21 protein-coding genes are annotated in these 23,038 nt (G+C 68.1%); 8 read left to right on the top strand and 13 right to left on the bottom strand.

Annotated features, from left to right (window positions below):
- From ACTICP_RS11845 to ACTICP_RS11860, 4 genes are all read right to left on the bottom strand, one after another.
- Positions 1–793, bottom strand: a 793-nt coding sequence (locus tag ACTICP_RS11845; RefSeq protein WP_441892587.1) for an AMP-binding protein, incomplete at its 3' end; no start/stop codon positions are given.
- Complete coding sequence (locus tag ACTICP_RS11850) at positions 781–1,680, bottom strand: 1,4-dihydroxy-2-naphthoyl-CoA synthase (RefSeq protein ID WP_441892589.1); 900 nt, start codon at positions 1,678–1,680, stop codon at positions 781–783. The genes ACTICP_RS11850 and ACTICP_RS11845, both read right to left, overlap by 13 nt.
- A 124-nt stretch (positions 1,681–1,804) precedes the next feature.
- A complete protein-coding gene (locus tag ACTICP_RS11855) occupies positions 1,805–2,797 on the bottom strand; it encodes a permease prefix domain 1-containing protein (RefSeq protein WP_441892591.1) in 993 nt (330 codons plus the stop codon).
- Positions 2,798–2,799: 2 nt separating this feature from the next.
- Entirely contained in the window at positions 2,800–3,144 is a 345-nt protein-coding gene (locus ACTICP_RS11860; protein WP_441892593.1) for a PadR family transcriptional regulator, read from the bottom strand.
- 78 nt (positions 3,145–3,222) lie between these two features.
- On the opposite strand from ACTICP_RS11860, the gene ACTICP_RS11865 reads away from it, so the two are divergent.
- Complete coding sequence (locus ACTICP_RS11865) at positions 3,223–4,236, top strand: GNAT family N-acetyltransferase (RefSeq protein ID WP_441892595.1); 1,014 nt, start codon at positions 3,223–3,225, stop codon at positions 4,234–4,236.
- A gap of 121 nt (positions 4,237–4,357) precedes the next feature.
- Complete coding sequence (locus ACTICP_RS11870) at positions 4,358–5,332, top strand: o-succinylbenzoate synthase (RefSeq protein WP_441892597.1); 975 nt, start codon at positions 4,358–4,360, stop codon at positions 5,330–5,332.
- A gap of 10 nt (positions 5,333–5,342) precedes the next feature.
- Here the strand turns inward: ACTICP_RS11870 and ACTICP_RS11875 are convergent, their stop codons facing one another.
- Positions 5,343–5,975, bottom strand: a complete 633-nt coding sequence (locus tag ACTICP_RS11875) for a TetR/AcrR family transcriptional regulator (RefSeq protein WP_441892599.1) — start codon at positions 5,973–5,975, stop codon at positions 5,343–5,345.
- Positions 5,976–6,092: 117 nt separating this feature from the next.
- Here ACTICP_RS11875 and ACTICP_RS11880 point away from each other — a divergent pair, with 117 nt between their 5' ends.
- Positions 6,093–8,855 (top strand): efflux RND transporter permease subunit, encoded by a 2,763-nt coding sequence (locus ACTICP_RS11880; RefSeq protein ID WP_441892601.1) that lies wholly within the window; start codon positions 6,093–6,095, stop codon positions 8,853–8,855.
- Positions 8,852–10,894: a YhgE/Pip family protein gene (locus tag ACTICP_RS11885; protein WP_441892603.1), complete on the top strand. Its 2,043-nt coding sequence runs from the start codon at positions 8,852–8,854 to the stop codon at positions 10,892–10,894. The genes ACTICP_RS11880 and ACTICP_RS11885 overlap by 4 nt, the downstream gene beginning before the upstream one ends.
- A 122-nt stretch (positions 10,895–11,016) precedes the next feature.
- On the opposite strand, the gene ccsB is transcribed toward ACTICP_RS11885, so the two are convergent.
- The 5 genes from ccsB to ACTICP_RS11910 form a co-directional block, all read right to left on the bottom strand.
- On the bottom strand, positions 11,017–12,036 hold the full coding sequence (gene ccsB, locus ACTICP_RS11890; RefSeq protein ID WP_441892605.1) for a c-type cytochrome biogenesis protein CcsB: 1,020 nt from the start codon (positions 12,034–12,036) through the stop codon (positions 11,017–11,019).
- 9 nt (positions 12,037–12,045) lie between these two features.
- Entirely contained in the window at positions 12,046–13,776 is a 1,731-nt protein-coding gene (gene resB, locus ACTICP_RS11895) for a cytochrome c biogenesis protein ResB (RefSeq protein WP_441892607.1), read from the bottom strand.
- Positions 13,777–13,813: 37 nt separating this feature from the next.
- Positions 13,814–14,572, bottom strand: coding sequence for a cytochrome c biogenesis CcdA family protein (locus tag ACTICP_RS11900; RefSeq protein WP_441892609.1), 759 nt, complete (start codon positions 14,570–14,572; stop codon positions 13,814–13,816).
- The gene (locus tag ACTICP_RS11905; protein WP_441892611.1) at positions 14,569–15,219 is read right to left on the bottom strand and encodes a TlpA family protein disulfide reductase; all 651 of its coding nucleotides are present in this window, start codon (positions 15,217–15,219) and stop codon (positions 14,569–14,571) included. Before ACTICP_RS11905 ends, ACTICP_RS11900 begins: the two co-directional genes overlap by 4 nt.
- Before the next feature lie 62 nt (positions 15,220–15,281).
- Positions 15,282–15,686 (bottom strand): MerR family transcriptional regulator, encoded by a 405-nt coding sequence (locus tag ACTICP_RS11910; protein WP_441892613.1) that lies wholly within the window; start codon positions 15,684–15,686, stop codon positions 15,282–15,284.
- Positions 15,687–15,737: 51 nt separating this feature from the next.
- Here ACTICP_RS11910 and ACTICP_RS11915 point away from each other — a divergent pair, with 51 nt between their 5' ends.
- A complete protein-coding gene (locus ACTICP_RS11915; protein ID WP_441892615.1) occupies positions 15,738–16,643 on the top strand; it encodes an NAD(P)/FAD-dependent oxidoreductase in 906 nt (301 codons plus the stop codon).
- A gap of 20 nt (positions 16,644–16,663) precedes the next feature.
- Here the strand turns inward: ACTICP_RS11915 and ACTICP_RS11920 are convergent, their stop codons facing one another.
- Together ACTICP_RS11920 and ACTICP_RS11925 are read right to left on the bottom strand one after the other, a co-directional pair.
- On the bottom strand, positions 16,664–17,287 hold the full coding sequence (locus ACTICP_RS11920) for a histidine phosphatase family protein (protein ID WP_441892617.1): 624 nt from the start codon (positions 17,285–17,287) through the stop codon (positions 16,664–16,666).
- Positions 17,288–17,327: 40 nt separating this feature from the next.
- Entirely contained in the window at positions 17,328–17,693 is a 366-nt protein-coding gene (locus ACTICP_RS11925) for a DUF5684 domain-containing protein (protein ID WP_441892619.1), read from the bottom strand.
- 108 nt (positions 17,694–17,801) lie between these two features.
- Here ACTICP_RS11925 and aspS point away from each other — a divergent pair, with 108 nt between their 5' ends.
- Positions 17,802–19,583: an aspartate--tRNA ligase gene (gene aspS / locus ACTICP_RS11930; protein ID WP_441892621.1), complete on the top strand. Its 1,782-nt coding sequence runs from the start codon at positions 17,802–17,804 to the stop codon at positions 19,581–19,583.
- 320 nt (positions 19,584–19,903) lie between these two features.
- On the opposite strand, the gene ACTICP_RS11935 is transcribed toward aspS, so the two are convergent.
- Entirely contained in the window at positions 19,904–20,734 is an 831-nt protein-coding gene (locus ACTICP_RS11935; RefSeq protein WP_441892623.1) for a sulfite exporter TauE/SafE family protein, read from the bottom strand.
- 226 nt (positions 20,735–20,960) lie between these two features.
- Here ACTICP_RS11935 and ACTICP_RS11940 point away from each other — a divergent pair, with 226 nt between their 5' ends.
- Both ACTICP_RS11940 and ACTICP_RS11945 read left to right on the top strand, forming a co-directional pair.
- On the top strand, positions 20,961–22,109 hold the full coding sequence (locus tag ACTICP_RS11940) for an ABC transporter substrate-binding protein (RefSeq protein WP_441892625.1): 1,149 nt from the start codon (positions 20,961–20,963) through the stop codon (positions 22,107–22,109).
- 11 nt (positions 22,110–22,120) lie between these two features.
- Positions 22,121–23,029: an ABC transporter permease gene (locus ACTICP_RS11945; protein WP_441892646.1), complete on the top strand. Its 909-nt coding sequence runs from the start codon at positions 22,121–22,123 to the stop codon at positions 23,027–23,029.
- The last annotated feature ends 9 nt before the right edge of the window (positions 23,030–23,038 follow it).

A 23,038-nucleotide genomic window follows, 5' to 3' on the forward strand; every position in this document is an offset into this window, starting at 1 on the left:
CGTCTTCGACGATGCCGAGGTCACCGGTGCGATACCAGCGGATGCCGTGCTCGTCACGCAGGAACGTGCTGTCCGTGAGCGCGGAATCCGCGAGGTAGCCGTCGGCGAGCATGGGACCGGCGAGCTGCAGCTCGCCGTCTTCGGTGCGCACAGCGACCGTCTCAAGGGGGACGCCGTCATACACGCAGCCCCCGCTCGTCTCCGTCGACCCGTAGGTGCGCACGAGGTTCACCCCGAGCCCGGCTGCACGGTCGCGCACGGACTGCGGGAGGGCCTGCCCGCCGACGAGGATCGCATCGTACGCCTGGAGAGCGGCGAGGCCCGGGGTGTCGTCGGCAGCATCCATCAGGGTGGCGATCTGGGCGGGCACGAGCGAGGTGAACCGCGGCGTCGACGCCGGCATCCCGAGCGTCGCCTCGGCGAAGGCGCGCGGGGAGAAGCCGTCCCGGAGGACGACGGGGCTCGTCCCGGACAGGATCGAGCGCACCAGCACCTGGAGGCCCGCGACGTAGCCGGCCGGCAGCGCGAGCAGCCAGCGACCGGAGCCGATGCGAGCCGCGGTGGCCTCGGCACCGGCCCGCAGCGCCTCGGCGCTGAGCACGACGCGCTTCGGGATGCCCGTCGACCCGGACGTTCCGATCACGACAGCCGTGCCGTCGTCGACCTCGTCGGATTGGTCGGGGCGGTCGCCCAGCATCCCGAGCCCGAGCGCCGGGCCGCCGCTGAGAGCACGCTCGAGGTCGCGCTGCAGTTGCACGGCGTCATCGGCCGCGGTCGTGATCAGAAGTGCCATGGGAACGACGACCAGTCCGCGTCGCGCTTCTCGAGGAACGAGTCGCGCCCCTCGACGGCCTCGTCCGTGCCGTAGGCCAGGCGCGTGGCCTCGCCAGCGAACACCTGCTGCCCGACGAGCCCGTCATCGACGGCGTTGAAGGCGAATTTCAGCATCCGGATAGCGGTGGGCGACTTGGTCAGCACCGTCCGCGCCATTTTCAGCGCCTCGCGCTCGAGCTCAGCATGCGGCACGACCCGATTGACGGTACCCATCTCGTACGCGCGCTGCGCGGAATACTCCTCGGCGAGGAAGAAGACCTCGCGGGCGATCTTCTGCCCGGTCTGGCGGGCCATGTATGCGGAGCCGTAGCCGGCGTCGAAGCTGCCGACATCGGCATCCGTCTGCTTGAACCTGCCGTGCTCGGCACTGGCGACGGTCAAATCGCACACGACGTGCAGCGAGTGCCCGCCGCCTGCCGCCCAGCCGGGCACCACGGCGATGACGACCTTCGGCATGAACCGGATCAGCCGCTGCACCTCGAGGATGTGCAGGCGGCCGGCGCGGGCCGGGTCGGCGACCGAGTCGGCCGCGTCGGAGTACTTGTACCCGTCGCGCCCGCGGATGCGCTGGTCGCCGCCCGAGCAGAACGCCCAGCCGCCGTCCTTCGCACTCGGGCCATTGCCGGTGAGCAGCACCGCGCCGATCTTCGGATCCTGCCTGGCGATGTCCAGTGCCCGGTACAGCTCATCGACCGTGTGCGGACGGAACGCGTTGCGCACCTCGGGCCGGTTGAACGCGATGCGGGCGACGCCCCCGTCAGGAGTGACGTGCGCGGTGATGTCGGTGTAGGCATCGGCGCCGGGTGCGAGCACCCATGCTGCGGGATCGAAGAGCTCGGAGACCATGGTTCCAGCCTATGCCGCGCGCTGGCATCCACAGGATGCTCGTTCCGTCGTCGAGTCGCAGATTCTGCCGCTCTTGTACGTGTCAGAGCGGCAGAATCTGCGACCTGAGGCTGGGTTCCGCGCGTCAGACGCGCTGCGCGCGCCGCGTCTTGCGCCAGCCGTCGATGATGTCCCAGACGGCGACACCGACGATGACAATGGCGAGGATGACGGCGAGGACGCCGCCGACGTCGGAGGGCGTATCGGCACGGCCGAGCGTGAACTCCAGGAACGCCGGGTTCAGCAGCTGTCCGCTGAACAGCAGGTAGAGCGCGCCGACTGCGAACACGATCGCGAGCCCGGTGTTGAGCACGGCGAGTGCGGGGCGCCACCCGCGACCGGCGTAGATCGCGATCGCGAGAGCGGCCTCGACGCCCATGAGGACCAGGGCTCCGCCGATCCACCACGGCCACAGCTCCGGGTTCAGCATCGACAGGGCCGAGGTCTGCGATCCGAGCCCGGCTTCGATATCTACAGTGCCATCGGCGACCAGCACGAACCCGATGAACCGGTCCCACAGCAGGGCAGCGGCCATCACGCCGAGGAATACCAGCGAGGCGATGAAGTCGCCGCGGCCGGCGCCGGTCTCCTGCGGCTCGGGGAGGGAGTCGACCGACCACTTCACTCCCGTGTCGGCACCCGTGCGCTCGAGGATGAAGAACACCAGGGTGGTCCAGAACGCCACGTGAAGAATCGAGGTGATGCCGACGACGACCACCTGGCCGATGATCTCGCCGACAGAGCTGTCCTGGAGCGCGTACGCGATCGCGACCCCTGCCATCGCCGTGACCGGAACGATCCACAGCAGCAGTTTCAGCAGCCGCCACCAGGCGAGGTAGTACTTCGGTCCGATGAGGTGCAGCGGGCGATCGGCGTAGCCGGCCGCGAGAGCCGCAGGGTCGCCGATGTCGGTGAGGACGGCGCGTTCGGCATCCTCCCGGGCCTCGCCCTGGTCGGTGCGTGCTTCTACGGCGTCGCCGATGGATGCTTCGAGCTCCGCACGCACGTCATGCTGCGATTCGGGGGCGAGAGATTTCGTGACGGCGCTGATGTAGCGCTCGGTGAGTGTTGCAGCCATGATCAGTACTCCTGTTCAAGGGTGTCGTCGGTGAGGGTCGCGATCGCTGTGGTGAGCGATGCCCATTCGGTCGTGAGGGTGTCGGCGAGACTGATGCCGGCAGGCGAGGTGCGGTAGAACTTGCGGGGCCGTGCCTCGTCGGTGTTCCACTCGCTCGTGAGGTACCCCTGCTTCTCGAGACGTCGCAGCAGCGGGTACAGCGTGTTGGCGTCGGTGGCGAAGCCGTGGCGCTGAAGGTCCTCGAGCAGGCCGTAACCGTAGCCGGGGGTGCGCAGCAGTTGCAGACAGGCAAGCACCACGGTGCCGCGCCGCAGTTCCTGCAGGTGCGTTTCGAGCAATTCGTCCATGTTCAATACATTACTGTGTGACACACACTATTGTCAATCACGCATCGATGGAGATTCTCGCCGGAGTACGGTTGCAGAATGCTCGAGCTCATCCGGATCGACCCGTTCGACGACACCGCGGTCGACCTGTGGTGGGACATCTACGCCGCCGCCGAACGTGCGGATCGCGGCGCAGAGACCGCCGTCTGGACGCGTGGCGAATCGCGGCATGAGCTGCAGCAGCACACCGAGGCGATCGAGCGGCGCGCCTACCTGGCCCGCTTCGACGGCGAGGTCGTCGCCGGCGGGCGACTCGCCCTGCCGCTACGAGACAACCGGCGCACCGCCAGCCTCGGTGTGCATGTCGCCCCGGACTTTCGGCGACGCGGCAGCGGAACAGCCGTGCTGAGCGCCCTCGAGGACGCGGCTCGCAGCGCGGGTCGCAGCATCCTCACCTCGAACGCGTCCTGGCCCTATGCGGCGGGCGACGACGGCGCCGGCGTCCCTGGACGCGAGTTCGCCCGACGTCACGGTTATGCTCTCGCGCTGGGCGACGTGCAGAGCCGCCTGCGCCTGCCGCTCGACGCCGAACTGCTCGATGACCTGGAGCGGGAAGCATCTGCCCGCCATTCAGGCTATGCGCTGCGCTCGTGGATCGGCAGCGTCCCGCGAACTCTCGTCCACGACTGGGCCGAGCTGGACGCCTCGCTCGAGACGGAAGCTCCCGTCGGAGACCTCGATATCGAGCCCGCATCGGTCGACATCGCTGCACTGCGGTCCGACGAGACACTGCTCGCCAGGCAGAATCGACGCAGCTACGGCACGGTCGCGCAGGATGCCGCCGGTCGCGTCGCGGCATACACGCAGTTGGTCGTCTCGGGCGATGACGGCAACGCGTACCAGTGGGGAACGCTCGTGCGGCACGAGGCACGGGGCAACCGGCTGGGCATGGCAGTGAAGGTCGCGAACCTGCGACTGCTGCAGCAGCACGCGCCGGTCGTCCGATCGATCTACACGTACAACGCCGGCGTGAACGAGCACATGCTCGCGATCAATCGGCGCCTGGGCTTCGCGCCCTCCGAGCACATGGCCGAGTTTCAGAAGCACGTGTAGGCGTCCGCGCCGGTCGCCAGACCCACCCCACCGCCCCTTCAGGTCGCGATTGTCGCCGCTCTGCGCGCCCCAGAACGGCCGAATATGCGACCTGGGCGAGGCGGCGGGGCACAATAAGGGGATGACAGTCGACGTTGCAGACCTGCTCAGCACCGCGCGCGTGGTTGCGCTGCCGATGACGACGCGCTTCCGCGGGGTCACGGTGCGCGAGGCGGTGCTGTTCGAGGGGCCGCAGGGCTGGGCCGAGTTCTCACCGTTCGTCGAGTATGCGGATGCCGAGGCATCCGTCTGGCTCGCAGCATCCATCGACTTCGCCTGGAACGCCCAACCGGCTCCCTTGCGCGACCGCATCCCCGTGAACGCGACGGTGCCGGCGGTCGAGGCCGCGCGGGTTCCCGAGGTCCTGGCCCGCTTTCCCGGATGCCGCACCTCCAAGGTCAAGGTCGCAGAGCCCGGCCAGTCGCTCACCGATGACGTCGCCCGGGTCCGCGCCGCACGCGAAGCGCTGGGACCGGAGGGGCGGGTGCGCATCGACGCGAACGGCACCTGGAACGTCGACGAGGCCGAACGCGCCCTGCACGCCCTGGCCGAGTTCGACCTCGAGTACGCCGAGCAGCCCTGCGCCACGGTCGACGAGCTCGCCGACCTGCGCACGCGCGTGAAGTACATGGGCATCCCGATCGCGGCAGACGAGAGTATTCGCAAGGCCGAAGATCCGCTCGCCGTCGCCCGCGCCGACGCCGCCGACCTCATCGTGATCAAGGCGCAGCCCCTCGGCGGCATCACGCACGCGCTGCAGATCGTCACCGCCGCCGGCCTGCCCGCGGTCGTCTCCAGTGCGCTCGACACCGCCGTCGGCCTCAGCCAGGGCGCAGCGCTCGCAGCAGCCCTCCCCCAACTCGACTACGACTGCGGCCTGGGCACCGGAGCACTGTTCACGGAAGACGTCGCCGAGCTGACCCCGGTCGACGGTGCGATCCCCGTCACCCGCGTGACACCGGATGCCGCGCAGCTCGACCGCCTGGCAGCATCCGCCGACCGTCGCGACTGGTGGCTCACCCGGCTGCGCCGCTGCCACGCCCTACTCCCCTCCTGACCCCCGTGGGTTAGTCGGGACTGGGGGAGATGAGGAGCTGGACCAGGGCAGATAATGCCTCGGTGCCGAAGCGATGCAGATCCTCACCCTCGGCGCCCGAGAGCACACCCCGGTTCATCGCACCCTCCCACTGCACCATGAGCATCTGCGCCGCAGCCGGCACATCGATCCGCAGCGAGAACAGACCCGATTCCACGATCCCTCCGACGATGCCCTCGATGCTCGCGACCATCGCCTGCTCCTGCGCGCGATAGGCCGCACCGAACGCCTCATCCCGCAGCGCATGGATGCGGATCTCGCTCATCATGAGGATGCCGAGGCGATCGTCGAATCCGGAGTCCATGATCCTCTGCACGAGCTCGACGGGGTCGACATCGTCCGCGAGTTCACCCGAGCCCACGAACTCGTCGATGCGCCCGCGCACCGAAGCCAGCCGCTGCGCGGCGATCGCTGAAGCCAGGTCGAGGAACAGCTCATCCTTCGATTCGAAGTTCGAGTAGAAGGCGCCGCGGGTGAAGCCGGCGCGGTCGCAGATCGCCTCGACGCTCGCCCCCTCCAGCCCGACCTCGGCGAAGACCTGGGCGGCGGCATCCATCAATCGCGCGCGCGTGTTCTCGCGACGCCTGGACACGGGGATGGACATACCTCTCACCTTCACATCTAGTGCACAGTTTCGCACCATCAACTCACCGTACGATACACATATGTATCGGATACATGTCTGTATCCAATCTCTCATCCGGCCCTCTCGGAGGAATCTGTGTCCACACTCCTGTCGTCCCTCGGACGCTGGTCGTTCCGCCACCCGTGGCGGGTGCTCGTCGCCTGGCTGATCATCCTCGCCGCGGCCGGCGGTGGCGCAGCAGTCCTCCAGCAGGGCACGGACAACTCCTTCAGCATCCCCGGCACCGAGTCGCAGGAGGGTCTCGAACAGCTCTCGCGCTCGTTCCCGGAGGTGAGCGGCACGAACGCGCAGTTCATCGTGGTCGCCGCCGATGGCGAGCAGGTGACGGACGACGCGTATCGCGAGCCGATCGAGGATGCCGTGGACGAGCTCGGCGACATCGACGATGTGCTCGCGACGACCTCCCCGTACGACGAGATGGTCGAGGGCATGGTCAATGAGGACGCCACCGCCGCCATCGTGCAGCTGCAGTTCGACGGTGAGGCGACCGACATCTCCGACGAGACGAAGGACTCGCTCACCGCCATGGTCGACGACCTGCGCGGCGAGCTGCCCGCGGGCAGCGAGCTGAAACTCGGCGGCGACCTGTTCGCGATCTCGATCCCCGGCGTGACACTCACCGAGGCCGTCGGACTCGTCATCGCACTGATCGTGCTGGTGGTAACCTTCCGGTCGTTCGTGGTCGCCGGCCTGCCGCTGCTGACCGCTGTGCTCGGCGTCGGCATCTCGATGGCCGGCATCTTCGCCGCCACGGCATTCGCCAGCGTGTCATCGACGACGCCACTGCTGGCTCTCATGCTCGGCCTCGCGGTCGGCATCGACTATGCCCTGTTCATCATGGCCAGGCACCAGGATCAAGTGCGCGATGGCGTCGACCCCGAGGAGTCCGCCGCACGCGCCGTGGGAACCGCGGGATCGGCCGTCGTCTTCGCCGGTATCACGGTGCTCATCGCCCTGATCGGCCTCAGCTTCGCCGGCATCCCGTTCCTGACGACCATGGGGATCGCAGCATCCGTCGCCGTCGCCGTCGCCGTCGCGATCGCCGTGACACTGACGCCGGCGGTGCTCGGCTTCCTGAAGGGACGCATCGTCGGGCGCCCGAAGAAGGTGCGCACGGGCAAGACGCCGAAGCGCGGCTTCAGCGATCGCTGGGTCGGCGGGGTGACGAAGCATCCGGTCATCACCTCTCTCTCGGTGATCGTCGGGCTCGGCGTCGTGGCCATCCCCGCGCTCAGCCTCAACCTCGCCCTCCCCAACGCCGGCGTGCTCCCCCAGGATTCCGAGGCCCGGCAGAGCTATGACCTCACCGCCGAGGAGTTCGGCCCCGGATTCAACGGCCCCCTCGTGCTCACCGGAACGATCGTCACCTCCACTGATCCGCTGGTGCTGATGGAAGACCTCGGGGATGCCGTGGCCGAGATCGACGGCGTCAAGGAAGTGGCCCTCGCCACGCCGAACGAGACCGCCGACACCGGCATCGTGCAGGTCGTCCCCGAAACTGCGCCGGATGACCCCGCCACCAGCGACCTCGTCCGCGAACTGCGTCTGCACCACGACGAATGGCTCGACGAGTTCGGCATCGACGTGAAGGTCACTGGCTTCACAGCTGTCGCGATCGACATCTCCGACCAGCTCGGCAATGCACTGTTGCCGTTCGGCATCTTCGTGATCGGCCTGTCGCTGATCCTGCTGACGATCGTGTTCCGCTCGCTCTGGGTGCCGATCACTGCGGCCCTGGGATATCTGCTGTCGATCGTCGCCGCGTTCGGCGTCGTCGGCGCCGTCTTCGAGTGGGGCTGGTTCGCCGATCTGCTGCACGTCGCGAAGGTCGGCCCGATCATCAGTTTCATGCCGATCATCCTGATGGGCGTGCTGTTCGGCCTCGCCATGGACTACCAGGTGTTCCTCGTCTCGCGTATGCGTGAGGACTTCGTGCACGACCCTGACTCGAAGTCGCCCTCGCGTGCCGACCGCCGGGCCGCAGCTCTGCGTGCCGTGCGGAGCGGGTTCACCGGGTCGGCGAAGGTCGTCACGGCCGCGGGGCTCATCATGTTCGCCGTGTTCGTCGCGTTCGTGCCCGAGGGCGATTCGTCGCTCAAACCGATCGCGCTCGGCCTCGCGGCCGGAATCGCCATCGACGCGTTCCTCGTGCGGATGACGCTGATCCCCGCACTCATGGCGATCCTCGGCGAGCGCGCCTGGCAGCTCCCGAAGTGGCTGGAGCGGATCTTGCCCAGCGTCGACATCGAGGGCGAGGCCGTCGAACGCGAGCGGCACCTCGCAGCCTGGCCCGGTGACGACTCGATCGTCGCCGCCGACGGGCTCGTGCTCAGCGCAGATGCTCCGATCGTCGAGAGCCTGTCGCTGCGCCTCTCCCCCGGAGACGCGCTCATCGCCACCGGGAGCGAGCGCCGGGTGCGCCGCGCCGTCGCGCTGGCGATCGCCGGACGCCTGGTCCCGGATGCTGGGAAACTCCGCGTCGGCGGGCACCTGCTGCCGGGGCGCGCCGCCTGGGTGCGCCGTCACGTCGGCAGCGTACTGGTCGACGACACGGATGCTGCGCTCCTCGACCTGCGCGAGGCGCTGCGCGGCACGTCAGCCCTCGTCGTGATCGACGGCATCGATCGCTTCACCGGCGGACAACGGGATCAGGCGACAGCCATGCTGCAGCGCGCTGCGGCATCCCGTCCGCTCGCGGTGTTCGCGACAGCATCCGATCAGGGCCTCGCCCGCACCATCCTGGCGGAGGCCGCCTGGCCAGCCGCCGACATCATCGACGTCGATCAGGCGTCGACCGCCGAAGATTCCACTCTTGACGACTTCGAGGTGAACGCATGAACCTCTCCATCGAGCGGGCACGCTCCCGCAAGCCCATCACCCTGCTGACGATCATCGGCGTACTGCTGCTGCCGGTGATCATCGGCGGCATCCTCGTCGCGGCCCTCCAGAACCCCACCGAGCGGCTCGACACGATGACCGCGGCGATCGTGAACGAAGACGAGCCGGTCACGATCGACGACCAGTACACCCCGCTCGGGCGCCAGCTCGCAGCCGGGCTGGTCGAGGGGTCAGATGACATGGACTCGAATCTCACCTGGGTCATCTCCAACGACGAGGATGCCGCGGCGGGTCTCGCCGACGGCAGCTACCAGGCCGTCGTGACGATCCCGTCGGAGTTCTCGACCGCGGCGACCTCGGCCGGTCAGACGATCTCGGACGGCGACGGCAACCCCGAGCAGGCCACGATCGAGGTGACGACTCCGGACGACGGTCTCGTCGCGGACGACCTGATCACCTCGCAGATCTCGTCCGTCGCAGCCGACACCATGGGCACCACGCTCAGCGAGGCGACCACGGAGAACATCCTCGTCGGCTTCACGACGATCGGCGACCAGATCGGTGAGGCCGCTACGGGTGCGGATGAGCTCGCGACCGGCGCACGGTCTGCCGCAGACGGCGCCGCCGAGCTGCCGGACGGTGCGACGCAGCTCGCCGATGGCGTCACCGAGCTCGGAACCGGAGCTGCGGGTCTGGCCACCGGAGCGACTGAGATCTCGGACGGCGCCGGACAGCTCACCGGCGGAGCCTCCCAACTCGCCGACGGAGCGACGTCGCTCGCGGGCGGCCTCGACACGATCGCGGGGAAGACGCGCGAGGCGGGCGCTGGTGCGACCCAGCTCGGCCAAGGGCTCCTCAGCGGTGCGGATGCTGTCGAAGCGAACGGCATCGTTCCGGGCGAAGTCGTCTCCGGTGCGCAGGATCTCGCCGCGGGCGCGGGCGCGCTGGCGGAGCAGTGCCGTCTGGTGTCGTCGTCTCCGGAGTTCTGCGACGAGCTCGACAACCTCGCCGCGGGGGCCGGGCAGTCTGCGGGCGGGATCGAGCAGGTCGCCGCGCAGGCGCCAGGCACGGTTGCCGCCCAACTGCGCGAAGCGGGCAACGCCGCCAACACGTTCGGCGGTGGCCTCGATCAGCTCGCGGCCGGCGTGGATCAGTCCGCTGCCGGTGCGCGCGACCTGAGCACGGGCGCCGCAGGACTGCGTGATGGAGCTGCCGGCATCACCGGCGGAGCCACGCAGCTCGCCGACGGCGCAACTCAGTTGAGCACCGGCGCCACGCAGTTGAGCGACGGTGCCACGGCCCTCGCCGACGGCGCCGACGAGCTCGCAACCGGTCTGGATGACCTGGCGACCGGGAACGCCGAACTCGCGGACGGTCTGCACCAGGCGACCGATCAGCTCCCCTCGTTCAGCGACCAGGAGTCCACCTCGCTCGCATCGGTGATCGCCGACCCGGTGTCATCCAACGGGCAGTCGAACACGATCTTCGGGCCGACGGCGATCCCGCTGCTCACCGCGGTGGTGCTGTGGTTCGGCGGACTCGCGTCGTTCCTCGTGATGCGCGCGCACACCACCCGCACCCTCACCTCGCGGCGCTCTTCTGCGGGGCTCACGCTCCGCGCCTTCTGGCCGGCCGCGGCGATCGGCGCAGGTCAGGGTGTGCTCGTCTCCCTGATCGTGCAGATTGTGGCTTCGTACGACGTCGCAACGTGGTGGGCGTTCGCCGGAACCGCGGTGCTGGCCGGGGTCGCGTTCGCCGCGGTGAACCAGGCGCTGGTCGCCCTGTTCGGTGGAATCGGACGCTGGATCAGCGCACTCGTGGGCGTCGTCGCCGTCGCGACAGGGCTGATCTCGACCGTGCCGGGGTGGCTCTCCGCGATCGGAGCAGCGCTCCCCACCGCGCCCGCATTCACCGGGCTGATCTCCGCGAACGGCAGTGCCGCGGCCGGGTTGGTGGTCTGGGGAGTCCTGTCACTGGTCGTCACGACGATCGCGATCGCCCTGCGCCGAACCACTTCGGCGAAGGCGGTGCTCGCCTAACCCGGGCATCCGCTCGTCTCCGCCTCGTGAAAGGAGAAAGATGCATGTTCCCAGACCGGGAGGCATGCATCTTTCTCCTTTCACCGTGCGGCGAGCGGCGCGCGGCGAGCGAGACGCGCGCGTCAGCTCAGGCCGCTGTATGCGTGCAGGCCCTTGAAGAAGACGTTGACGATCGTGAAGTTGAAGATGACGGCGGTGAAGCCGACGATCGACAGCCACGCGGACGGGTTCCCGCGCCAGCCGCGAGTCGCACGTGCGTGGATGTACCCGGCGTAGAGCACCCAGATGATGAAGGTCCAGGTCTCCTTGACGTCGAAGCCCCAGTAGCGGCCCCAGGCGTCCTGGGCCCAGATAGCGCCAGCGATCAGCGTGAAGGTCCAGAAGATGAAGCCGATGATCGCGAAGCGGAACGCGGTGCCCTCGAGCCGGTCGGCGACCGGAAGCGTGCTGAGGAACCGCGGCCCCGGCTTCTCCACGGACTCGGCCAGCCGGCGCTCGCGTCGCGACTGCATCAGTTGCAGCACCGACAGCGCGCAGGCGAGCGCGAAGAACGCGGTGCCGAGCGAGGCGACGAAGACGTGGATCACGAGCCACACGCTCTTGAGCGGATCCATCAGCGGCACCACGCCCACGTAGAAGCTGATCGCCGCGGCCCCCATCAGCACGACGACGAGGCCGGTGATGAAGGTGCCGAGGAAGCGCAGATCGACGCGAGTGAGCACTGCCAGGTACACGAGCACGACGAGCAGCGTGCCGGTCATCGCGAACTCGTAGAGGTTCGCCCACGGCACGCGTTCGGCCGCGATGCCGCGCGTCACGGTCGCGGCGAGCTGGAACAGGAACCCGAGCACGGTCAGCGCCGTGCCGATCCGCGCCATCACATAGCGCGGCCGCGACGGAATGCCTGCTGATGGATCGGATGCTGACGGATCGGATGCCGTTACCGCAGCATCCGCGTCAGATGACGCCCCCGATACGACCGGTGCACCGGCACCGACCAGCACGCCCTCGCGCACCAGGCGCGCATCCGCACTGACCTCGGAACGGCGGGCCAGATCGAACGCGTACGCGACGAAGGCGGCCGCGTAGATCGCGATCGCCGTCCAGATCAACAGGATCGAGAGGGAATCGAGATCGGGCATGGTGCCAGTCTACTTTCGGGGTGTCTCGGGTGAAGGGGCATCGCGTTGCGCGGGTGAAGGGGCATCGAGCAGCCGCGCATGGCCGGACGCAAGATCGTCGACGGCGGCGCCGAGGCTCGGGTCCTCACCGCGGGCGAGACCGGCGTACTCCAGTCGCACCTCGCTCTCGCCTGCAGTCCCTTCGGCGGCCGTGGCCTTCACCCACATGCGACGGCGCGGGATGAACAGGGCGAGCATGAGTCCGCCGAGCGCCAGCAGGGCGAACACGAGCACCCAGATCGCCGAGGCGTCGTGGTGGATCTGCAGCGAGACGAACCGCTTGACCGACTGGGTGTAGTCCGTGGCGCTGGCCGGCGACTCGTCTTCGAAGGTGACCGTGCCGCGTCCGTCCGGCAGCTCGGCCGTCTCGCCCGGCTGCAGTTCGATCGATTCGACACCGCTGTCGTCGCCGACGATCGGGGTGAGCTCCTCGGTGTCGAGCACGTACACGGATCGCGGCGTGCCGTCGTCGATGCCGAGGTCGCCCTCGTACACGCGGAGAGTGAGGAGGGGTGCCAGCAGGTCGCCGTGCGCCGACGCGAAGGCACCGGATTCGAGGGTGACAGCACTCGGGTAGAAGAAGGCGGCGATGCCGAGCTGCTCCGGCATCCCGTCGGTGACCTTGATGACCCCGAGCGAGGTGAGCGCGTTGTCCTGCGGCAGGAACGGCACGGAGTTGCCGTAGACGACGTCGCCGTCGGCGTTCCGCACCGTGATGGTCGGTGCGTATCCGTTGCCGAGCAGGTAGACCTTGTCGCCGGCGATGTCGAGCGGATGGTTGACGCGCACGGCATCCTCACGCGTCTCGCCGTTCTCACGCACCGAGACGTTGGCAGAGAAGTCCCCCGCCTGGCCGGAGGCCGCCGAGCCGTACTCCTGGTAGGTCACATCGAACGAGTCGAGCGTCATGGAGTACGGGCTGAGGGCGTCGTCGCTGACGAAGCGCCCGCGGTTCATCGACTCGTAGTCCAGCAGTGTGTTGACGAAGGTCTGCCCCTCGACGACCACGCGCTGTCCGGTGTACGCGAAGCTGCCGCCGACGCCGACCGCGATCAACACCCCGACGAGCGCGATGTGAAAGACGAGGTTGCCGGTCTCGCGCCAATAACCGCGCTCCGCGGAGACCGAGTACGTGCGTCCGGACTTCGAGGCGGTGTCGTACCGCTCGACGCGATACCCGAGGGCCTTCAGTTGTTTCTGAGCGACGTCGATCGTACGGGATGCCTCGGCCTCGGCATCCTGCGCCTTCTCCGGGAGCGGACGAGCGGCCTCGCGGTGATCCTCCAGCCGCGCCAGCCGCGCCGGCGTCCGCGGCGGGCGTGCACGCAGCGCCTTGAGGTGATGCTTGACGCGCGGGATGACGCAGCCCACGAGGGAGATGAACAGCAGCAGGTAGATCGCGGAGAACCATGGCGACAGGTACACGTCGAACATGTTCATCGCGTCGAGCACGGGGAACAGATCGGGGTTGTCGGTCTGCCACTGGGTCACGCCGTTGGGGTCGGCCATCCGCTGCGGGAAGATCGAGCCGGGGATCGCTGCGATGGCGAGCACGAGCAGCAGGATGATCGCCGTGCGCATCGAGGTGAGCTGACGCCATCCCCAGCGCAGCCAGCCGACGATTCCGAGGCGCGGCTGGTTGATCGCACTGTCGTCGCCGTCGACGTGGTCTGCGGGACGGAGCGGGTCGGAAGACGTCACGGCATCCTTCTGGTCGGTTCGGGGATCAGCGCGGGAATCAGAGCGGGAGGATGACACTGCCCATCACCGCCCCGAGGCGCGACATGATGTCGGTCCACAGGCCGGTGACCATGAGGATGCCGAGCAGGATGAGCAGGATGCCGCCGATGATGTTCACGACGCGGATGTGGCGGCGCAGGAAGCCGATCGCCCGGGTCGCCCAGCCGAACCCGAGGGCGGCGAGCAAGAACGGGATGCCGAGGCCGAGGCTGTACGCCAGGCCGAGGAAGCCGGCGCGAACGGGGTCTCCGACGTTGATCGACAGCGCCACGATCGCTGCGAGCGTCGGCCCCATGCACGGCGCCCAGCCGATGCCGAGTGCGACGCCGAGCAGCGGCGCGCCGATCATGCCGGCGGTGGAATCGACCTGAAAACGCAGCTCGCGCTGCGCGAATCCAAACAGCCCGAGGAAGACGAGCCCCATCAGGATGATGACGACACCCAGGATGCGGGTGATGATGTCGCCCCACTGCAGGAAGAAGATGCCGACCGTGCCGCTGAGGGCGGTGTAGGCGACGAACACGACGGCGAACCCGAGGATGAACAGCAGCACGCCCAGCACGAGGCGTCCGCGCGCGGGGGTTTCGGCATCCGCTGTGCTCGAGGATCGCGGCGCGACCGCTCCGCCGAGGAATCCGAGGTAGCCCGGGACGAGCGGGAGCACGCACGGTGAGAGGAACGAGACGAGTCCGGCGAGCATCGCGACCGGGATCGCGAGCCAGAGGGCGCCGGAACCGATCAGCTCCTGCGTGTTCACGCGCTCTCCGCGAGCGCGTCCTTGACGAGCGTGGACAGGATGGAGGGCCCATCGAGCGGCCCGACGATGCGCGCGGCGACGCGCCCCTGCTTGTCGAGCACGAGGGTCGACGGGGTGCCCTGCAGCGGAGCATCCTGAGCGAATGCAAGCTTCGCCTCACCGCTGTCGACGTCGAGGAGGCTCGGGTAGGTCACCCCGTACGTCTCGGCGAAAGCCCGGGCGGTGTCGGCCTGGTCGTAGATGTTGACGCCGACGAACGAGACGTCCTCATCGGCGTTCTCCTGCCAGACCGTCTCGAGATCCTTCGCCTCGACCCGGCACGGGGCACAGGCGGCGTACCAGAAGTTGACCACCGTGACGTCGCCGGCGATGTCCGCGCTGCTGAACTGCTCGCCGTCTTCGGTGACGCCGCCGAACTCGATCGGCTCGCCGCGCTCGGCCTCGGGGATCTCGACGAATGCACCGTCGGCCGAGATGTAGCCCTTGCCGTCGCCCTCGAGGTACTGCTGCGCGACGGGATCCGGGGCGCTGGCGCTCAGAGAGACGGCAACGAGCGCGGCGAGCGCGGCTCCGATCGCACGACGAGAGCGTCGAGTTCGGGAGGAGCGGCCGCTGCGAATCGGTCGAATCGTCGAGGCGAGTGGCACGTTCCCAGTCTAAACCGGGGATTCTATGGGTGATCTGGAAGGTTCAGACCTGCCGATCCCGCTCAGAACCGCGCGAGCACGTCCGCGACGCCGGCCCGGAACTGCGGGCATGTGGTGATGTCGTGAGCACGGCAGCGCACGGCGTGCTCGGTCATCTCCTTCGAGCGCTGCATCTCCAGCATCCGCCTGTCGAGGTCGGCGAGGTGCGCATACAGCACCTCGTGCCGACCCCGGCTGCTGTCGTCGAGCAGCACGCCGATCTGCTCGAGGTTCATGCCCGCGGCCTTGCTGCGCTGAATGACGGCGATGCGCACGATCTCGTCTTCGCCGTATCGGCGCCGATCGGCCGAGTCGCGCGCCGGCTTCAGGAGCCCGACGGATTCCCAATGCCGCAGCACGTTCGTCGGCAGATCGAACCGTTCGGCGACCTCGCCGACGGACCAGGGATGCGGGTCACTTGACTTCATGTTGACATGAAGTCACACACTGATTGAGAAATCAAGTTCAGGAGGACCACCATGTACGACGCGATCGTGATCGGCGCCGGCCCCGCAGGGCTGCAAGCAGCGCTCACCCTGGGCCGGATGCACCGCTCTGCGCTGGTGCTCGATTCCGGCCAGTACCGCAACGGACCGGTCGAGCACATGCACAATGTCGTCGCCGCGGACGGCACCGCACCATCGGCGTTCCGGGCGACGGCGCGCGCTCAGCTCGACGAGTACGCCACCGTCGAGCTGCGAGATGTCGCGGCTGAGCGAATCGACGGCGCCGTCGACGACTTCACCGTGCGGCTCGCGGACGGTGCGACCGAGCACGCGCGTCGGGTGATTCTCGCGACGGGCATCGCCGATGACCTGCCGGATGTCCGCGGGCTCGACGAGCTATGGGGGCGCCGCGCCTTCGCCTGCCCGTTCTGCGACGGCCACGAGTACGCCGGGCGCGACATCGGGGTCCTCGGCGCGTCGGCGCGCACCGCTCACCTGGCCTCGCTGCTCGCGCCGATCGTCGGAAGCATCACAGCATTCCCCATCGGCGAACAGCCCGCAGACGAGGATCGTGCGGCGCTCGATGCCGCGGGTGTGCGCATCCACCCGGCGCTCGTCGAGGCGGTCGAGACCGAAGGCGAGGGGGTGCGCGTCACTGCAGGCGACGAGAAGGTCGACCTGGCCGGACTGTTCGTAGCCGCCGGCACGATGCGGCAGCGGGCGCCGTTCGCAGACGACCTCGGGCTGCAGATGACGGCATCCGGAGCGATCGAGACCGATGACTTCGGTCAGACCTCGATGCCGGGCGTCCTCGCCGCCGGCGACCTGGCGCACCGTGCATCGCTGCCCGGCGCGATGGCCTCGGTGATCCAAGCCGCGGCCGCCGGTCAGATGGCGGCCGTCTGGGTGGTGCAGGGGCTCGCGACGCACGCGGCGTGAGCGGTGGCGCTCCTTCTGACTCAGACCGCGCCGAGGTCCACACCGGCGGCGGCCGGCTCGACGTAACCGACCTCGCGCCAGACGTCACCGACCCGCTCGAACGAGGTGATGCTCGACAGGGCGCAACGCCGGGTGCGCGGGTCGTGCCGCAGGCGGATGCCAGCGACGTGGAGGTGCGTGATCCAGATCGGCGCCTGATGCGAGACGATCACGGCGTCGCCGCCATCTGCCTCGTTCCACACGCTGTTCATCGCCTCTTCCATACGGTCGGCGATCGACAGGTAGGGCTCGCCCCAGGTCGGTACCGAGGGGTTCCGCAGATGCCACCAGTTGCGGGGATCGCGCAGTGACCGGCTCATCCGCGTGCCCTCGAACACGTTCACCGGCTCGATCACCCGCTCGTCGAGTACGGGTTCCAGCCCGAAGCGCTCGGTGAACGGCTCGGCAGACTCCTGCGTGCGCTGCAGCGGCGAGCAGTGCAGTGACGTAACCGGGCGACCCTGCTCTTCGATGTGCTCGGCGGCGGCTCGCGCCATCCGCCTGCCGTCCTCACTCAGCCGGTAGTGCGGCAGTCGGCCGTAGAGGATGCGCTGAGGATTATGGACCTCCCCGTGGCGAACCAGGTGCAGGCGTTCGGCGGGCATGCCCTCAGTCTAGGGATGCCGGCGACGGGCGCATACGCGCTCAGACCTTCTTGTACTGCGCCGACCCGAACCCGATGATGAGGTGTCCGATGAAGGGCAGGAACCACAGCAGGAAGAACGAGAACGCCCCGCCCTTGCCGAAGTTCTTACCTTCCTTGATGGCCACGACGATCGCGAAGATGATGTTCACGAACGGGATGAGGTAGAGCAAAGCGAACCAGCCGGACATGCCCGCGATCTTGACGAGGAACACCCAGTTGACGATGGGGATCAGGGCCAGGATGCCGGGGTACCCGGCCTTCACGAAGACCTTCCACATCGTGACCGCGTAGATCACGTAGTAAATGATTGTCAGCACGACCGAGCTCGTCGAGAAGATCTGCTCGCTGATCAGATTCGAATCCAATGTCCACCCCTCCGTCGTCAGCCGCGGTAGATGGCCGACTGCGCGAGAGTCTATCGACGCGTCGCTCAGAGCCGCAAGCGGCCTGCCGCGCCCCCGTAGAATGGCGGAATGCTTCGCACTCACACGACCGGCTCTCTGCGAGCCGAGCACATCGGTCAGACTGTCACCCTCACGGGTTGGGTCGATCGTCGTCGTGATCACGGCGGAGTCGCCTTCATCGATCTGCGCGATGCTTCGGGCATCGCCCAGGTCGTCATCCGTGACGAAGAAGTGGCGCACCCGCTGCGCAGCGAGTTCGTGCTGAAGGTCACCGGCGAGGTCTCCCGACGCCCCGAGGGCAACGCGAACCCGAACCTGCCCTCCGGCGACATCGAGGTCATCGCGACCGACGTCGAGGTGCTTAACGAGTCCGCTCCGCTGCCGTTCCAGGTCTCCACCGGTCTCGGCGACAGCGAGACGATCGGTGAGGACGTCCGGTTCAAGCACCGCTATCTCGACCTGCGGCGCCCGTCCGCAGCATCCGCTCTGCGCCTGCGCTCGAAGGTCTACAAGGCGGTCCGCGACGTCCTCGACGAACGCGAGTTCGTCGAGGTCGAGACGCCGACGCTCACGCGTTCCACGCCCGAGGGCGCCCGCGACTTCGTCGTGCCCGCGCGACTGCACCCGGGCAGCTGGTACGCGCTGCCGCAGAGCCCGCAGCTGTTCAAGCAGCTGCTCATGGTCGGCGGCATCGAGAAGTACTACCAGATGGCACGCAGCTACCGTGATGAGGACTTCCGCGCCGACCGTCAGCCGGAGTTCACCCAGCTCGACATCGAGATGAGCTTCGTCGACCAGGAAGACGTCATCGAGATGATGGAAAGCGTCCTGGTCGCGATGTGGAAGACGATCGACGTCGAAGTGCAGACACCGCTCCCCCGCATGACCTACGCCGACGCCATGGCGAAGTACGGCTCCGACAAGCCCGATCTGCGCTTCGGGCTCGAGCTCGTCGAGGCGACGGAGTACTTCAAGGACACGACGTTCCGCGTGTTCCAGGCGGAGTACGTCGGCGCGGTCGTCATGCCGGGCGGCGCCTCGCAGCCCCGCAAGAAGCTCGACGCCTGGCAGGACTGGGCCAAGCAGCGCGGCGCCCGCGGTCTCGCGTACGTCTTGTTCAACGAAGACGGCACGCTCGGTGGCCCTGTCGCCAAGAACCTGTCCGAGGCCGAGCAGGCCGGTCTTGCCGACTTCGTCGGCGCGAAGCCCGGAGACTGCGTGTTCTTCGCCGCTGGTTCCGCTAAGGACTCTCGCGCTCTGCTGGGTGCGGCACGCGTCGAGATCGGTCGCCGTCTGGATCTTCTCGACCCCGACACCTTCGCGTTCACCTGGGTCGTGGATGCTCCGATGTTCGAGCCTGCGGCGGATGCTGTGGCCTCCGGAGACGTCGCCGTGGGAGCGGGAGCCTGGACAGCCGTGCACCACGCCTTCACCGGCCCCAAGCCGGAGTTCGCCGACACTTTCGACACCGACCCCGGGTCGGCGCTCGCTTACGCGTACGACATCGTCTGCAACGGCTCGGAGCTCGGCGGCGGGTCGATCCGCATCCACCGCGAAGACGTGCAGAAGCGCGTCTTCGAGGTCATGGGCATCTCGGAAGAGGTCGCGAACGAGCAATTCGGCTTCCTGCTGGAGGCGTTCAAGTTCGGCGCCCCGCCGCACGGCGGAATCGCGCTGGGCATGGACCGCGTGCTGCAGCACCTCACCAAGACCGAGTCGATCCGCGAGGTCATTGCGTTCCCGAAGACCGGCAACGGCTTCGACCCGCTGACCAGTGCCCCTGCTCCGATCACCGACGCCCAGCGCGCCGAGGCCGGCGTGGACTTCGTCCCGGAGGACGACGAGGGCTGAGCCGCATTCGTGGAGGGGACGTTTCGAGTCCCTTCGGTCGGAGCGACGTTTCGACTCCCTTCGGTCGCTCAACGCGTTTCGTCTCGTCGCTGCGCTCCTCGCTCAACGCCCCGCGGTTGGGGCACGCGCTCAACTTCCCGCGGCATCGCTCTCGTGGGGCGTTGAGCGAGCGTTCCCCTGCGGGGCGTTGGGCGAGCGTTCCCCCGCGGGGCGTTGGGCGAGCGTTCCCCTGCAGGGCGTTGAGCGAGCGGAGCGAGACGAAACGGGTTGAGCGACCGAAGGGAGTCGAAACCGCCGACTCCGCCCCCGCCCCCACCTCGTCACCCCACAAGCGCGACGACCGCCGGGACGATGTTCTCGTTCCACACGTCGACGCCGAGTTTGCTGATCAGGGCGACAACGACCACGAGGAACACGACCCGGATGAACTTCGTGCCACGCGCGACGGCCATCCGCGATCCGAGGTAGCTCCCCGCGACGTTCGCGACCGCGAGGATGCCGCCGAGAGCCCACAGCACCGATCCGTGCGGGATGAACAGCAGCAGCGCCCCGACGTTCGTTGCGAGATTGACGATCTTCGCCTTGGCACTCGCCTGCAGGAAGTCGTATCCCATCAGCGCCACCAGGGCGATGACGAGGAACGTGCCCGTTCCCGGCCCGATCATGCCGTCGTAGAAGCCGATCACGAGGCCCGCGACCCCGGCCATGATGTGATGCCGATGCCCAGCGAACCGCAGCCTCGTCGCCGCGCCCATCTCGGGTTTGAACACGGTGAAGATCGCAACGGCAAGCAGGGCCACGACGATGATCGGCTTGAACGCGTCCGGCGGCAGCACGATGGCGACTGCGGCGCCGCCGAATGATCCGATCAGTGCGATCGCGGCCATCGGGAGCGCGGTGCGGATGTCGGGTTTCGCGCGGCGGTAATAGGTCACACTGCTGGTGGCCGTGCCGAACACCGAGGCGAACTTGTTGGTGGCGAGAGCCTGCACCGGCGCGATGCCGGGGATGAGCAGCAGGGCCGGCAGCTGCAGCAGTCCGCCTCCGCCGACGACCGCATCGATCCAACCCGCCGCGAAGGCCGCGACGACGACGAATATCAGCGTCCCCCAGGTGAGCTGTTCGAGCCCGAGCAGCTCACCGATTTCCATCAGGCAAGTATCCCAGGCGCCGGCCTCCGAGAATCACTCTGCGGCATGAGGATCAGCCCGACTGCGCGAGTCTCTTGCAGCAGGGCGATTCTCGCGAGTGACGTCGGCCATCACCGCGTCACCTCGCGTTCATCCGGGCCGGGAGATCCGGTAACTCTCGGGTCGTAGCTTCTGAGCTACCCGACTCCGGCGCGCGACGCCGGGCATCCGAGAGGAACCTCCCCTGATGGCAACCATTCCCCGCCGCGCGCGTCTCGTCGCTGGCATCGCCTTGGCAGCCTCCGCGGCCTTGGCACTGACCTCCTGCGCCGCAGACAGCAGCGCGGGCACCAACTCCGACGGCGGTGGTTCGTCCGGTGATGCAGCGACCGCCACTTCACTCGCCGACTTCGCCTCGCTCTCGGATCTCGAAGCCGCGGCCAAGGAAGAGGGCGCGCTGAACGTCATCGCCCTCCCCCGCGACTGGGCGAACTACGGCGAGATCCTCGATCTGTTTGCCGAGCGCTACCCCGAGATCACCATCAACGAGGCTTCCCCCGACGTCTCGAGCGCCGAGGAGATCCAGGCCGCCGAGACGAACCAGGGCCTGGACACCGCCCCCGATGTCTTCGACCTGGGCCTCGCCGTCGCACTGGAGAACACCGACGTATTCGCACCGTACAAAGTCGAGAGCTTCGATGAGATCCCCGACGCCCTCAAGGAGCCGAGCGGCCTGTTCGTCGGCGACTACGGCGGCTACATGTCGATCGGCTACGACTCGTCGAAGTTCGATGAGCCCACCTCGCTCGACGACCTCATGGGCGCCGACTTCAAGGGCGCCGTCGCGATCAACGGCGACCCGACCCAGGCGGGTGCGGCCTTCGGTGCCGTCGGTCTCGCGGCGGTCCAGTCGGGCGGCGACCTGGACGATTTCCAGCCCGGCATCGACTTCTTCGGCGAGCTGCAGCAGGCGGGCAACTTCCTCAAGGTCGACGTCACTCCTGCCACGGTCACCAGCGGCGAGACCCCTGTCGTCTTCGACTGGGACTACCTGAACGCGGCGGCAGGCGCTGACAACGAGAACTGGCAGGTCGTCGTCCTCGACGGCGTTGGCTACGCCTCGTACTACAACCAGGCCATCAACAAGGATGCTCCGAACCCGGCGGCGGCTCGTCTGTGGCAGGAGTTCCTCTACAGCGACGACGTGCAGAACCTGTGGCTCAAGGGCGGCGCGCGTCCGGCTCGCATGGAGGCCATGACCGAGACCGGCACGATCGACGCCGACCTCGCAGCCGCACTCCCCGAGGTGCCCGCAGAGACGGTCGTGCCGACCGAAGAGCAGTCCGCCGCTGCCGGCACGCTGCTCGGCGAGAAGTGGGCCGCGGCGGTCCAGTGACCGCTCCGACCATGGAGGTGGATGCCGCCGCACCCACCTCCGCCGCCGCCGGGCCGTCTCGCACGGTCCGGCGGTCCGGCATGTCCGCGGCGTGGCTGGGGCTGGTGCCGTTCAGCGTCTACGTGCTGCTGTTCCTCGCGGTACCGACGATCCTCGCCGTCGGATCCGGATTCTTCGACGCCGACGGGGCTTTCACCTGGACGAATGTCGCCGCGCTCGCCGACCCCGTCGTGCTGAACACCTTCGCGAACTCGGCGTGGGTGTCGCTGCTGACGGCCGTGGTCGGCGCTGTCGCCGGAGCTCTCGTCTGCTACGCCATGCTCGGCGTGAACCCGCAGGGGGTCGTCCGCCAGACCGTGGATGCCGTGGCCGGAGTCCTCGCGCAGTTCGGCGGCGTCATGCTCGCATTCGCGTTCATCGCCACGATCGGCGCACAGGGCGTGGTCACGGTGCTGCTGCGCGAATCGTTCGGCTTCGACATCTTCGCGAACGGCATGTGGCTCTACGAGATGCCGGGCCTGATCTTCCCCTACATCTACTTCCAGGTGCCACTGATGGTGATCACATTCATGCCGGCTCTCGCAGCACTGAAGCCGCAGTGGTCCGAGGCCAACCTCACGCTCGGCGGCACACGCCTGGGATTCTGGACCCGTATCGGCGTCCCGATCCTCGCTCCGTCGTTCCTGGCCAGTCTTCTGCTGCTGTTCGCCAACGCGTTTTCTTCGTACGCCACCGCCGCGGCTCTCGCCAGCCAAGGATCGCAGATCGTTCCCCTGCAGATCCGCGCCGCGCTCACCAGCGAGACGGTACTCGGTCGGGAGAACCTCGCCGGCGCCCTCGCGCTCGGCATGATCATCGTGGTCGGCGTGGTGATGACGCTGTACTCGCTCGTCCAGCGGCGAGCGGCGAGGTGGCAGTGAGGTGGCAGT

It is taken from the genome of Microbacterium sp. (assembly GCF_052102115.1).
Classification (GTDB): Bacteria; Actinomycetota; Actinomycetes; order Actinomycetales; family Microbacteriaceae; genus Microbacterium.

What these genes read in the sequence shown, in the direction of transcription:
- ACTICP_RS11850 (WP_441892589.1), bottom strand. Translation starts at nt 1,680, where the DNA reads ATGGTCTCCGAGCTCTTCGATCCCGCAGCATGGGTGCTCGCACCCGGC.
- ACTICP_RS11855 (WP_441892591.1), bottom strand. Translation starts at nt 2,797, where the DNA reads ATGGCTGCAACACTCACCGAGCGCTACATCAGCGCCGTCACGAAATCT.
- ACTICP_RS11860 (WP_441892593.1), bottom strand. Translation starts at nt 3,144, where the DNA reads ATGGACGAATTGCTCGAAACGCACCTGCAGGAACTGCGGCGCGGCACC.
- ACTICP_RS11865 (WP_441892595.1), top strand. Translation starts at nt 3,223, where the DNA reads ATGCTCGAGCTCATCCGGATCGACCCGTTCGACGACACCGCGGTCGAC.
- ACTICP_RS11870 (WP_441892597.1), top strand. Translation starts at nt 4,358, where the DNA reads ATGACAGTCGACGTTGCAGACCTGCTCAGCACCGCGCGCGTGGTTGCG.
- ACTICP_RS11875 (WP_441892599.1), bottom strand. Translation starts at nt 5,975, where the DNA reads ATGTCCATCCCCGTGTCCAGGCGTCGCGAGAACACGCGCGCGCGATTG.
- ACTICP_RS11885 (WP_441892603.1), top strand. Translation starts at nt 8,852, where the DNA reads ATGAACCTCTCCATCGAGCGGGCACGCTCCCGCAAGCCCATCACCCTG.
- ccsB (WP_441892605.1), bottom strand. Translation starts at nt 12,036, where the DNA reads ATGCCCGATCTCGATTCCCTCTCGATCCTGTTGATCTGGACGGCGATC.
- ACTICP_RS11910 (WP_441892613.1), bottom strand. Translation starts at nt 15,686, where the DNA reads ATGAAGTCAAGTGACCCGCATCCCTGGTCCGTCGGCGAGGTCGCCGAA.
- ACTICP_RS11915 (WP_441892615.1), top strand. Translation starts at nt 15,738, where the DNA reads ATGTACGACGCGATCGTGATCGGCGCCGGCCCCGCAGGGCTGCAAGCA.
- ACTICP_RS11920 (WP_441892617.1), bottom strand. Translation starts at nt 17,287, where the DNA reads ATGCCCGCCGAACGCCTGCACCTGGTTCGCCACGGGGAGGTCCATAAT.
- aspS (WP_441892621.1), top strand. Translation starts at nt 17,802, where the DNA reads ATGCTTCGCACTCACACGACCGGCTCTCTGCGAGCCGAGCACATCGGT.
- ACTICP_RS11935 (WP_441892623.1), bottom strand. Translation starts at nt 20,734, where the DNA reads ATGGAAATCGGTGAGCTGCTCGGGCTCGAACAGCTCACCTGGGGGACG.
- ACTICP_RS11940 (WP_441892625.1), top strand. Translation starts at nt 20,961, where the DNA reads ATGGCAACCATTCCCCGCCGCGCGCGTCTCGTCGCTGGCATCGCCTTG.
- ACTICP_RS11945 (WP_441892646.1), top strand. Translation starts at nt 22,121, where the DNA reads ATGGAGGTGGATGCCGCCGCACCCACCTCCGCCGCCGCCGGGCCGTCT.